Below are 12293 nucleotides of genomic sequence, written 5' to 3' on the forward strand. Positions count from 1 at the left end.
GGACGTGCGATAGAAGAAAACCGCAGGAAGTGGTTTTCTTCACAGGCTCTGAGTCGATCCGCGCGGCAACAGCGGCAAGCCTGAAAGGAGGCGGTGCATGGCACCGCCTCCTTTTTCATCGGCGATAGCCCAGCCGTTCGATCCACGGTTGCAGCACCGGCAGTACCGGCTCGAACTGCCGGCGATGGTTCTGCCAGCGCCCCACCGCCCGTCGATGGACGCCTTCGGTCACCTGCGCATAGCTGGGCGTGCTGATGAAGCGCTTGCCCCGTGCATGTTCGGCGAAGCGGGTCATCGCCGGGGTGTCCGTCGTCTCGAGGAAGTCCCCCAGCCGGGCGAGCTGCTCGTCCAGCCCGCTGACCACCGATTCGTAGCGCCACTCCAGCACCGCGGGCGCGAACACCTCGGTGTCGGCAAACCATTGCTCGAACGCGTGGGCGTAGCCCTGCGCCAGTCGCGGCAGTGACGAGCACAGCATCATGAAGGCCGGCGAGCGGAACGACTGCATGTAGCAGCTGAGCAGCACGTCGCAGGGATGGCGCAGGCACAGGATGATGCGCGCGTGCGGAAACAGCCGCATGATCATCGGCAGGCACAGCATGTTGAGCGGATTCTTGTCGACCAGACGCCGCGCGCCGAGATCGGGCGCGACCCGTCGCGCCTGCCGCCAGTACACGCTGCGCAGTTGATCGGCATCCTGCTGGCTCAGTTCCGCCAGGTCCGCCGGATAGCGCTGGCCGACCAGCTGCATCGCCTCGATCAGGTCATGCACGTGGGCACGCTCGTCCATCGAGCGGAAGTCCGGATGGGCGTCGAGCATCTGTTCCAGCAAGGTGGTGCCCGAGCGGGGGAAACCGACCACGAAGACCGGGCTGTGCCGGCTGTCGGGGGCGGCCAGCGGGCGCCAGCGGGCGTGCTCGTCGCGGCCGACCCGCTCGGCGCTCACCTGCAGCGGTCGGCTGTCGGTCGCCAGCAGCTCCGGCACCACGTGGCGGGCGATCTCGCGCTGGGCGGAGTGCGCCTGCTGCAAGGCTTGCCACGCTTCGGCGTAGTGACCTTGTCGATCAAGCGCGGAGGCGAGCCCGAAGGCGGCAGCGGCCCGGCTCTCGTCGTCGCTCGCGCTGGCCAGTGCGCGGGCCTGCAGCGTCGCGGCCACGGCCGCGTCGCCTGCGCGCATCGCCATGGCGGCGTGCGCACGCCAGCCTTCGGCGCGCGCCTGTTCCGCCTGCGCGGGCAGGGCCTCGAGCGCATCGATGGGCAGCTGCTCCAGTGCTTCCCGCGCTGCGTCGAGCCGGTTGTTCCGTTCGTACAACAGCACCCGCTGCGCCGCGATGCGCAGGCGCATGATCGTGGCCGCCGGTTCGGCCGGCAGTTGCGCGCGGGCCAGCGTGCGCAGCGCGGCGTCCAGTTCGTCCTGGACGGAGAGCATCGCCGACAGCAGCAGCGCATGCTCGGCCGTTTGCGGCGGCCAGTCGCCGGCGCCGTCCAGCAGCGCTTCCTGTTGGGTGTTGTCTCCGCAGACGTGGCAGGCGTGGGCTGCCTGCAGGCGGGCCTCGATGAAATGCGGCGACAGCTGCACGGCGTCCAGCAGGCTCTGCCGGGCGGCCAGCCACTGCCGCTGCTGGATGCGCAGCAGGCCGAGGTTGTAGTGCACTTCGGCATCGTCGGGCGCCAGCGCCAGCGCCGTCAGCAAGGCCTGTTCGGCCTCGGCCAGGTCGCCCGCCTCGCGGCAGACCACGGCGAGGTTGTTCCAGTGTGCGGAAACCTCCGGTCGCAACTGCGCCAGCCGGCGGAAGCTCGTCGCGGCCTGCTGCACGCGGCCGCAGGCCTGCTGCGCCAGGCCAAGCAGCAACAGCACGGCTTCGTCATCCTGCCACGATGGCGTGGCCTGCCCGGCGAGGGCGACTACCCGCTCCGGATCACCGGCGTTCCAGGCCGCCGCCATCGTCCTGGCCAGATCCGTCGCAGTGGACATGCGTGCTCCGTCGGTCAATCCAGTACGCATTATGCAAGAGGGCCGCGACGGATCGCGGCCCTCCTGGATGGGCGCTGCGGAACTTCCGCCGCGCCCGGTTGCAGCGGATCTCAGAACTTGACCGTGGCGCGCACCCAGTAGTAGCGGCCGAGCACGTCGTAGGTGGCGGTGTCGACGTTGTAGTTTCCGCCGTTCTGGTAGATCAGCGGCGGCAGCTTGTTGCTGAGGTTGTCCACGCCCACGTCGAAGCGGGTGTGGATCGACGGCACCGCATAGCCCAGCTGGATCGAGTGGTACAGCACCGAAGCCATCGGGATGTTCACCCCGGCGAAGACGGCGTCACCGTTCAGCGCGGTCAGCCGGTGCACGTAGCGCGACTGCCACTGGGCGTTCCAGTTGCCCTTGTCCCAGTTGAGCGTGAGCGTGCCGCGCCAGCGCGAGATGTTGCCGAACTGCGGGGTGAACGTGCCGGCGTAGTTGACCGTCTTCGTGCCGGGCTCGCCGGGCGTGGCGTTGACGTTGTAGGTCGAGGTGTAGCTGGTGTTGAGGCCGGCGCGGAAGTTGCCGGGGTCCATCCCGCCCAGGTCGAAGTGCGGGATCTTGTAGCGCAGGGTGTAGTCGATGCCGCTGGTGCTGGTGTTGCCCAGATTGACCACCGGCGTGTTGATCAGGAACACCTGGCCCGGCTTTGTGCTGTCGTTGTTTTCGCGCGTGATGAACGAGCAGTACGGACTGCTGGCGTTGTTGAAGCAGGAGTTGACCACGGTATCGGCCTGGATCGCGGTCAGCGTATCGGACAGGTAGATGTGCCAGAAGTCGAGGCTGGTCGACAGGCCGGGGATCCAGTCCGGGTCGTAGACCAGACCGATATCGATGGACTTGCCCTTCTCCGGCTTCAGCTTCGCTCCCACCGTGTTGGCACCGGAATAGAACGTGTTGACCTGCGCCGGATCATTGCCGCCCCAGTTCACCGGAACGAACTGGCAGGCCGCCTGATGCGCCGCGAGGTCGGCCGCGCTGAGCCCTCGGCAAGGATCGTTCAAGTTGGGCTGCACCAGGGTGCGACCATCGTAGAGCTCGTTGAGGTTCGGTGCGCGGAACACCTGCGAGATCGTGCCACGAACCAGCAGGTCGGCGACCGGCTTCCATTCGATCGCGATCTTGCCGTTGGTGGTGGTGCCTGTGGTGCTGTAGTTGGAACTGCGAATGCCCAGGTCGAGGTTCAGCGAGTGCGCCCAGGGCTGCTCCGAGAGCAGCGGGATCAGCGTTTCGGCAAACACCTCCTTGACGTTGTAGCTGCCACGTCCGGGTGAACCGCAAGCTTCCTGCAGGATCTGGCAGGTGGTGGTCACCGGATCGAGCACGGCAAAGTCGCTGACCGTGTAGTTCATCATCTGCTTGCGGTACAGGGCGCCCATGGAAACCTGCATCGCGCCGGCCGGCAGGTCCAACAGCTCGCCGCTGGCGTTGAACTGGGCCTGCTTGGTGGACTGGGTGAAGATGTAGATGGGCGTCTTCACGCCCTTGCTCAGCTGGTCGCCGACGCTGGCCTGGTCGAAGATGTTTGCCCCGGCGTCGACGGCAGCCTGCAGCGACGGAATGTCCACCTCGTTGGTGTCGCGCTGGTCGCGCTTGGTGTGGCTGTAGTTGACCGAGGCATCCCAGATCCAGCTGCTGTCCTGACCGAAATTGCCGCGCAGCCCGGCGTTGATCTGGCCGGTATTGGTAATGTAGCTGTGCACGCGCGTGCCGGCGCCGGTGAGGCGGGTCTGGAAGGTGTATCCGCTGTTCGGATCGCCTGGGAAAAGCCGGTTCTGGCTGAAAGTGATGCCGAACGGATTGATCGGGTTATCGGCGTAAATGATCAGGCCGTCGCCCGTGCCGACCGGCGAGGGAGCATCCTGACCACTGGACGAGGTGTGGTTGTAGAACGCATCGACGAAGCCGGTGAGGCTGTCGGTGAAGTTGTAGCTGCCCAGCACGAAGCCGTTGGTGCGTTTCTGGGCGGTCTGGATGTAGTTGAGCGCGGCGTAGTTGTACGTATCCGAGGGGAGGCGGCAGCGGTAATCGCCAAGAGCCGAGCCATCGCCCTGCGCCAGGGTCACATTGGCGTTGCCGTTGGAATCGACCGTGCAGCCATACTGGCCGACGATCGAAGCCGGCAGCTGGATACGGCCGGTCGGAATCGAGCTGGAGCCCGCTGCCACCACCGAACCGCTGGACAGGTACAACTGCTGCCTGGAGAACTTGCGCCGGGAGGCGAGCGTCTCGTCGTACTTGTTGTAGTCGAGGCCGGCGGCGATGCTGAACTTGTCACCGGTGGCGCCGGCGGTCAGGTTGAAGCCCCGGCGCTGGGAGTCGCCGTGGCTGGAGATGCCGTCGTTCAGGCTGATCTGGGCGCCCTGGAAATCCTTGCGCAGGATGAAATTGACCACGCCACCGATGGCGTCCGAGCCGTACACCGTGGAGGCGCCCTCGGCCAGCACGTCGACCCGGTCGATCATTTCCGGCGGGATCAGGTTGATGTCCGGGTTGGCCATGCGCTGGCCGTTGACCAGCACCAGCGTGCGATTGATGCCCAGGCCGCGCAGCGAGACGCGGGAGGCGCCATCGCCGGCTTCCAGCAGGGGGCTGGCCACGCCGCCGCCGTTGCTGTTGTTCGACGGATTGGTGGCATTGCCGGAAATGCTCGGCAGCGCCTGCAGCACGTCGCCCAGGACCGGCTTGCCGGAATTGGTGAGGGTCGCGCGATCCAGTGTCACCACCGGGCTGGCCGTCTCGACGTCAACGCGGCGGATCAGCGAGCCGGTCACCACGACCGACTGCAGGGTCTTGGCCTTGTTCCTGGATGGTGGCGTGTTCTGATCCGTCGAGGACGGCGTATCGGCCGGTGGCGTCTGCGTTTGCGCCTGGGCCAGGCCGGCGATCGTCAGCGCGCCGGCGGTCAGCGCCAGGCGCACCGCCAGTGACAGGTGGTTCATGCCGTATTTCATTTGGTCTCCCCAGTGGTTGTTGGTAGTCCGTTCCCAGCCTTCGATCTTTGTCGAGTCCCCCCCCGGGCACACGTCGCGCGACGTGGCGTGGTTCGTCAACGTCGTGCAACCGCCCGAAGATTACTCCGAGATCCGCTTGCGCGCGCAACCGGCGGACGGTTTGGCCGTCTTTTCGCCAGCAGCCAATCAGGCCTGCGTCGGAGGCGGTGCGGTCAGCTGGCTGGCGCGGTTGAAATCGCCGATGGCGGCGACCAGGTCGGCCACCGCCGCCCGCTCCGCCTCACTGAGGTCGGGGTTCCAGCTGTCCAGGATCAACACCACGCGGTCGCGGTCGCTGTGGTTCCACGCCTCGTGTTCGAAGGTGTCGTCGAAGGTGACGCAGCGGCCTTCCTGCCAGACGTGCGTCTCGCCGCCCACGCGCAAGGCGCAGTCCGGCGGCACGATCAGCGGCAGGTGGGTAACCAGGCGCGTGTTGGTGACACCGCGGTGGGGCAGGATATGCGTGCCGGGGCGCAGCACCGAGTACAGCGTTTCCGGCGCGTGCTCGCGAATCCGCACCAGCGGCAACGCATCCAGCAGCGCGCTGGTCCGTGGGCAGCGCAGGCAGTGCGCGTCGTGGCGCACGCCATGCCGCTGGAAGAAGAACGCATCCCACGCCGCTTCCTGCGGACCGGAGGCGGCCAGCAGTTCGGCCGCCACGGCCGCGCTCGAAGGCGCGCCCAGGAACGGCACCAGAGAGTCCGCCGCGTGCGCCAGTACCGCGCGCAGTTCCTCGCGGATCGTGTCGCAGGCCGCCTCCAGCCGCGCATGCGCCGGAAAGCGTTCGGGCGGATAGAAGGTCCGGCTGGGGATGCCCGGGAAGTACAGGAATTTCGGCCGCTGCCGCGGGTCCGGCAGGTTGGCCGCCTGCTCGCCGAGATAGATCGTCAGACACTGGTCGACGCGGGCCAGTTCGGAGCGTCCGTAGCGCTGGCGCAGCGGCTCGATGACCGCGTCGAACAGTTCGCGCCGACCGGCCGCCACGAAGCGCGTGGCGTGTTTCACCGCGTCGCGCAGGCCGGGCGCCGTGGTGTCGTCGCTGAGCCAGCGCCCCTGCGCCTGCGCGGTGTCGATCGCGCCGAGATAGGCCAGCATTGCGGCATGCCGGCTGCCTTGCCGTTCCAGCGCCACGCCCAGGCGCAGCCCCGCCACGAACATGCCCGGTGCGAGCTGCAGGGCCTTGCGCAGGCTGTCGACGGCGTCCGGCCAAGCCCCGGCCAGCATCTGCAGTTCTCCCAGCCGATGCAGCACGCCGGCATCCTGCGGCTCGACGCGATGCGCCGCCTGCAACAGCTCGACCGCACCCGCCGCGTTGCCCGCTGCCCACTGGCGGTCGGCCAGGAACTGCAACGCCTCGGCGTCGTGGGGCTGGCATTCGAGCAGGCGCCGGAAGGCGACCTCGGCCGCCGCCAGGTCGCCGCGCTGCCACGCGGCAAGCGCCTGCTCGCGGCAGCTCGCGAGGGTCGCATTGGATGGCTGGTTCATCGGCGGGCTCGCTGTGGCGGCTCGCCGATGATCACGGGAATGCGGGCCGAGCGCCAGCGCCCCGTGTCGGCGCTATTTCTTCGCCGCCTGCTGCTTCGCCCGCTGCTGCTTCATCCATTGCTGGTAGTCCCCGACGTAGGGGGCCTCGCGCAGTACCTTCGAGCGCGGGTCGATCACCAGCAGGCTGCCCGCCGGCACCTGCAGCTGGCCGCTGCCGTCGCTCATCGGCACGGTGTGCACGGTGTCGCCCACCTGCACCTCGATCGGCATCGGGAACGGCTTGCCGTGCTCGGTCACCCAGCGCAGCTTCAGCGTGTCGCCCACCCGCTGCTCGTCCAGCCGCGGCAATGCGGCGTCACGCAGGTAGACGTCGAAGAACCAGTCGAGCTTGCGTCCGGTGATCCTGTCGACGATCGCCACGTAGTCCCGGGTGCTCGAATAGCGCGGCCGGAAGTTGCCCGGCTTCGGGTCGGAGCGACCGTAGACCAGGCTGCGGATGCTCGCGAAGAAGTCCTTGTCGCCGATCAGCTGCCGCAGCGTGTGCAGCATCAGCGAACCCTTGTAGTAGATGTCGTTGCCCGGGCCGTGCTCGGCGTCGTACACCTCGTGCTCGTCCTGGCTGTGGCCGGAAACGACCGGGTACTTGTTGCGCAACGACATGCGCTCGGTGTGCAGCATCGCGAAATACGCCATGTCGCCGTGCAGGTACTGGCCGTACAGCGGCTGCATGTAGGTGCCGAAACCCTCGTGCAGCCACATGTCGTCCCAGTCGGCATTGGTCACCTGGTTGCCGAACCATTCGTGCGAGAACTCGTGCTGCAGCAGCCAGTCGAAGCCGTACTCGCTGCGCGGATAGCCGTTGCCGTAGGCGTTGATGGTCTGGTGTTCCATGCCCAGGTGCGGGGTTTCCACCACGCCCATCTTCTCGTCGCCGAACGGGTAGGGGCCGATCTGCTGCTCGAAGAAATCCAGCATGCGCGGAAACTCGCCGAACAGCCGCTGCGCACCTTCCGCATGCTCGGGCAGGTACCACAGCTCCAGCGGGATGGTGTTGCCGTAGCGGCTGGCGTAATCGCCCTTGAGCAGCTTGAACGGGCCCACGTTGATCGAGATCGCGTAGGTGTCCGGGTGCTTGGCGCGCCAGTGGTAGGTGTGCTGGTCGCCCTGGTCGGTGATGCCGACCAGCACGCCGTTGCCGGGCGCGGCCAGCGTCTTCGGCACGGTGATCCAGGTGTCGACCAGGTCGGGTTCGCCCTGCGGCTGGTCGATGCACGGCCAGAACAGGTCGCAGCCTTCGCCTTCGACCGCGCTGGCCACCCACGGCTGGCCGTCGGCGGTGTGGCTCCATACGAAGCCGCCGTCCCACGGGGCGTGCTTGGCCACGTGCGGCTTGCCGCCGTAGCGCACGGTCACGCTGACCTTGCCGCCGGCCGCGAGCGTGGCGGGCAGCTGCACGCGCAGGCGGCCGTCGGGGTTGCTCCAGCGGCTGGCGGCCAGCGGCTTGCCGTCGAGCTCGATGCCTTTGATCGGCAGGTTGCGGTCCAGGTCCAGCAGCAACACGTCGGTGGCCGACTTCGCGGTGAAGCTCAGCGTGGCGCTGGCCTCGATGCGCTGCTGCGCGGCGTCGATGGTGAAGTGCAGGTCGGCATGATCGAAATGCACGCGCGCCTGTTCGGCCGGCATCATGCCGCCGGAGCTCATGGTCAGCGCGGTCAGCGCCGGCTGGGTGGCGGTGTCGGCCGCGGCGCTGCCGAAACTGGCAAGGCCGAGTGCGACGCCGAGGGCGAGCAGATGCAGGCGAGCGGACATGGGATGGCTTCCGGGGACGGTATCTCGCGCAGCATGCAGTCTTTCAGCGGCGGGCGACAACGCCAGAAGTCATGGCCAGAAGTCAGGGACGGAGGTCATCCCTCCGCGCCGGTTCGCTCAGAGCCTGTGAAGAAAATCACTTCCTGTGGTTTTCTTCTATCGCGAGTCCGGCGCATGTCCGGACTCGCTCACATGAAACAGTCACTTGCGCGACTGCTTCATGCTCGGCCGTCCCTGGCCGACCTGAGAGGTTGAAAAACTCACAACCTCTCAGCCGGCGTAGCGCTGCTGCAGGTAGGCGAACATCGCGCGCACGCCCATCGCCTCGCCGCCGCGGGGACGGCCGGGACGGTCCGCGTCGTTCCAGGCGTAGGTGTCCAGGTGCAGCCACGGCGTGCCGTCCGGCACGAAACGCTCCAGGTACAGCGCCGCGGTGATCGCGCCGGCATGACGCGACGGGCCGGCATTGGCGAAGTCGGCCAGGTACGAGTCGAGCATCTTGCGGTACGGCCGCCACAACGGCATCTGCCACAGCGGATCGTCGACCGCGCGACCGGCGGCCAGCAGCGCGGCGGCCGCGGCATCGTCGTTGGCGAACAGCGCGGGCAGGTCCGGGCCCAGCGCCACGCGGGCGGCGCCAGTCAGCGTGGCGAAATCGAGCAGCAGGTCGGGCTGCTGCTCGGCGCCGTAGGCCAACGCGTCGCACAGGATCAGCCGGCCCTCGGCGTCGGTGTTGTCGACTTCCACCGTGTGGCCGGCGCGAGTGGTGATTACCTCGCCCGGGCGCATCGCATTGCCGGCCACCGCGTTCTCCACCGCCGGCACCAGCAGGGTCAGCCGCACCGGCAGGCTGGCCTGCATCACCAGCCCGGCCAGCGCGATCGCGTGGGCGGCGCCGCCCATGTCCTTCTTCATCCAGCGCATGCCGTCGGACGATTTCAGGTCGAGCCCGCCGGTGTCGAAGCACACGCCCTTGCCGACCACGACCAGTCGCGGGTGCTCCTTGCGACCCCAGCTCAGTTCGACCAGCCGCGGCTCGCGATGGCTGGCGCGGCCCACCGCGTGGATGGTCGGGAAATTCGCCTTGAGCAATTCGTCGCCAACCCAGTCGCGCACCTTGGCCTTGTGCGTCTTGCCGAGCCGGCGGATGGCGTCGCTCAACTGTTCCGGACCCATGTCCTCGGTCGGCGTGTTGACCAGGTCGCGGACCAGCGCGGTGGCCTCGACCAGCGGCGCCAGCGCCAGCAGTTCGGCGGCGGACACCGCGAGCCGCGCCGGCGCGCGCTTCGGCTGGCGATAGCGATCGAACTGGTACGCGCCCAGGGCCCAGCCCAGCGCCGCCTGCTCGCGGTTGTCCAGCACGCCTTCGTCGGCGAGGTGGTAGCTGGCCTCGGGCAGGCCGAACGGCAGCGCGGCCAGCGCCGCCAGCGGCTGCTGAGGCTCCACCCCGACCAGCACGCGCACCAGCTTGCCGGCCGTATCGGACAGCAGCGCGAACGTGCCCGGCGCCGCCTGGAAACCGCTGTCGCCCAGCCAGCGCTTCTGCGCGGCGGTCAGCCGCCGCCTGCTCGCGGCGTAGTGCGCGGCGTCGGTGGTTTCGATGGCGATGCTGTGGCGGTTGCCGGACTGGCGTTCGATCAGGGCGGACATGCGGATTCCTTCGGACTTGCGCCGGCTGTGCTGCCGGACTCGACGAATGGCTTTCGGCGACGGGCCAAAACGCCAATGATGCGCGCAATCGCCGCCGCTTGCCTACACGCCGCTGCCGGGAGATCTACGGGCGGGAGATCTACGGGATGGGGTGCTGCGCTTCGAGCCAGTCGGCCAGCGCGGTCATGTCGCGCAGGTCCAGTTCGGGCGGCTCGCCCATGTCGTCGGGCCAGCGGGCGCCGTCGCGATTGAGCCAGGCGGTGCGCAGCCCGGCGTCGCGGGCGCCGGCCATGTCCATCGACGGATCGTCGCCCACGTGCAGGATCTGTTGCGCAGGCACGCCCAGCCGCTCGGCGGCGGCCAGGAAGATCCGCGCATCCGGTTTGGCCATGCCGCTGTCGCGGGCGCAGATGTGATGGGCGAAATGCGCGTGGATGCCGATGCGCTGCAGGTCGGCGTTGCCATTGGTCAGGCTGGCCAGCGGCCAGCGCGCCGTGATCCGCTGCAGCGCGGGCAGGCTGTCCGGAAACAGCTCGACGCTGTTGCGGGCGGCGAAATAGATTTCCCACAGCGCGTCGATCGGCGCGTCGGCCACCCCGCAGCTGGCGAACGCGTGTTGCAGGGTGAGCTGGCGCTGGGTGGTGAAGTCGTGCGCCAGGTCGAGCCGTTCGGCGGCGACCCGGGCGCGCAGCTCGCGCATCGCCTCGATCGGCCACGACCGCGCCACCTCGGGATGGTGTTGCCGCAGCCAGGCATCCACCGCCTGGTCGGCGCGTTCCAGGGCCGGCAGCACCGGCCACAAGGTGTCGTCCAGGTCCAGCGTCAGCGCGAGTATCGGCGCCACGCCGTGCTCAGAGCTTGCTGATGCGCAGCACCTGGCCCAGCTTGATCTGGTCGCCCTTCAGGTGGTTCCACTCGCGCAGCTGGGCCACGTCGACCGAGTGGCGCTTGGCGATCGTCGACAGCGTGTCGCCCTTGACCACCTTGTACGTCGTGGTGGTCTGGCTGGTGCTGGCGCTGACCTTGCCGAAATTCGCGCTGTCGTTGCGGCTGACCGTGGTGGCGCTGCCGCTGGCGTGCGCCGTGCTGGTCACGCTGACGTCGCTGACGCTGCCCTGGATCTTGCTCAGGCGCGCGTTCTGCTTCTTGTCGTCCTCGCGCTTTTCCAGCGCCATGCGCGCGGCCAGCGTATCGGCCGAGGTGGGCGCGATGGCGGCGCGTGCCGCGTAGGTGGCGCCCGGCGCCGACACCGGTGTGCCATGCGGAACGCGCGCGCCGACCTCGGCCAGGATCGTGCTGCGGCGCGAGCTGTCCAGCGCGACGAGCGCGCCGCCGTCCTGGTACGGCAGCACTGCGTGCTTGCGCAGCGCGGCCTTGCCCGGCTCGCTCTGCACGAAGTCGACGAAGGCCTGCGCCTGGCTCGCCTTCGGGCTGCTCGGGTTGGTCACCAGGTACAGCGGGATGAACAGCGGATAGCTGCCGTCGGCGATGTTGGCCACGGTGGCCCGCTTGCCGTTGACCGGAATCGCCTTCAGCTTCGGGTTGCCGCTGATGCCGGACAGCGTGGCCACGCCCAGGCCGTTCGGGTTCAGCGCGATGCCTTCTTCCAGCTTGCGCGTGTTGACGTACAGCCGTGGCGCGGCCACCGGCTGGTTGCCGCGGCCGAACAGCAGGGTGCGCAGGCTGTATTCCACGCCGTCGCCGGGGCTGGCCACCGCGTACACGTCGATCGGCGCGTTGCGGCCGCCGACCTCGCTCCAGTTGTGGATCTTGCCGTAGTAGATGTCGTGCACCTGCTTCAGCGTGAGCCCGCTGATCGGGTTCGACGACTGGGTGATGATCACCAGGCCGTCCCACGCCACCGGGGTGAAGGTGAGGCGGGCGTTCTGCGCGCTGTTGTCGGCCGGGCGTGCGCTGCCGGCCAGGTCGGCGGTGCCGCTGGCGACCGCGTCGATGCCCGAGGCGGTGTTGAACGGCTGCAGTTCGATGCGGCCATGGCCGCTCTTCTCCCACGCGGTGGCCACTTCGCCGACCACGCCGTTGGCCGTCGCCACGTCACCACGCCAGATCAGGCTGCTCTTGGCCGGCGCACTCGCCTTCGCCTTGGAATGGCTCTTGGCGACGGCAGGAGTGGTGAGGCAGGCCCCGATCAGGGCGACGGACAGCAGGCGGACAAGACGAACGGACATGGTGGCGGAGAACCCCGGCATGATGATGGTTGGATGTTATTGACGCGAGTATGGCGCCTCGCGGGCGCACGCAGGCTGAAGCGATGCGGATATTTCATCGGCCCGGGTGCGGAACATCAAGCACTTTCATGCATTTGCGCTCCCTCGGCGGCC

7 protein-coding genes are annotated in these 12293 nt (G+C 68.3%); all 7 read right to left on the reverse strand.

What is annotated here, in order from left to right; genetic code table 11:
• Window positions 1-115: 115 nt before the first annotated feature.
• The 7 genes from UU7_RS13655 to UU7_RS13685 all read right to left on the reverse strand — a co-directional run bounded on the left by UU7_RS13655 (window position 116) and on the right by UU7_RS13685 (window position 12140).
• Window positions 116-1975, reverse strand: a complete 1860-nt coding sequence (locus tag UU7_RS13655; protein ID WP_040673469.1) for a tetratricopeptide repeat-containing sulfotransferase family protein — start codon at window positions 1973-1975, stop codon at window positions 116-118.
• 110 nt (window positions 1976-2085) lie between these two features.
• Entirely contained in the window at window positions 2086-4968 is a 2883-nt protein-coding gene (locus UU7_RS13660) for a TonB-dependent receptor domain-containing protein (RefSeq protein ID WP_040673471.1), read from the reverse strand.
• Between the two features lie 186 nt (window positions 4969-5154).
• Window positions 5155-6492 (reverse strand): aspartyl/asparaginyl beta-hydroxylase domain-containing protein, encoded by a 1338-nt coding sequence (locus UU7_RS13665; RefSeq protein WP_007809224.1) that lies wholly within the window; start codon window positions 6490-6492, stop codon window positions 5155-5157.
• Window positions 6493-6564: 72 nt separating this feature from the next.
• A complete protein-coding gene (locus UU7_RS13670) occupies window positions 6565-8301 on the reverse strand; it encodes a M1 family metallopeptidase (RefSeq protein ID WP_007809226.1) in 1737 nt (578 codons plus the stop codon).
• Window positions 8302-8571: 270 nt separating this feature from the next.
• Window positions 8572-9951: a leucyl aminopeptidase family protein gene (locus UU7_RS13675; RefSeq protein ID WP_007809228.1), complete on the reverse strand. Its 1380-nt coding sequence runs from the start codon at window positions 9949-9951 to the stop codon at window positions 8572-8574.
• Window positions 9952-10090: 139 nt separating this feature from the next.
• Window positions 10091-10795 (reverse strand): HAD family hydrolase, encoded by a 705-nt coding sequence (locus UU7_RS13680; RefSeq protein WP_007809231.1) that lies wholly within the window; start codon window positions 10793-10795, stop codon window positions 10091-10093.
• A 7-nt stretch (window positions 10796-10802) separates the two neighbouring features.
• On the reverse strand, window positions 10803-12140 hold the full coding sequence (locus UU7_RS13685) for a LysM peptidoglycan-binding domain-containing protein (RefSeq protein WP_040673473.1): 1338 nt from the start codon (window positions 12138-12140) through the stop codon (window positions 10803-10805).
• Window positions 12141-12293 lie beyond the last annotated feature (153 nt).

Source organism: Rhodanobacter spathiphylli B39, assembly GCF_000264295.1.
GTDB classification, from domain to species: Bacteria; Pseudomonadota; Gammaproteobacteria; order Xanthomonadales; family Rhodanobacteraceae; genus Rhodanobacter; species Rhodanobacter spathiphylli.

Excerpts from the sequence above, each read along its gene's own strand:
- UU7_RS13655 (WP_040673469.1), bottom strand. The coding sequence starts at position 1,975 with ATGTCCACTGCGACGGATCTGGCCAGGACGATGGCGGCGGCCTGGAAC.
- UU7_RS13660 (WP_040673471.1), bottom strand. The coding sequence starts at position 4,968 with ATGAAATACGGCATGAACCACCTGTCACTGGCGGTGCGCCTGGCGCTG.
- UU7_RS13665 (WP_007809224.1), bottom strand. The coding sequence starts at position 6,492 with ATGAACCAGCCATCCAATGCGACCCTCGCGAGCTGCCGCGAGCAGGCG.
- UU7_RS13670 (WP_007809226.1), bottom strand. The coding sequence starts at position 8,301 with ATGTCCGCTCGCCTGCATCTGCTCGCCCTCGGCGTCGCACTCGGCCTT.
- UU7_RS13675 (WP_007809228.1), bottom strand. The coding sequence starts at position 9,951 with ATGTCCGCCCTGATCGAACGCCAGTCCGGCAACCGCCACAGCATCGCC.
- UU7_RS13685 (WP_040673473.1), bottom strand. The coding sequence starts at position 12,140 with ATGTCCGTTCGTCTTGTCCGCCTGCTGTCCGTCGCCCTGATCGGGGCC.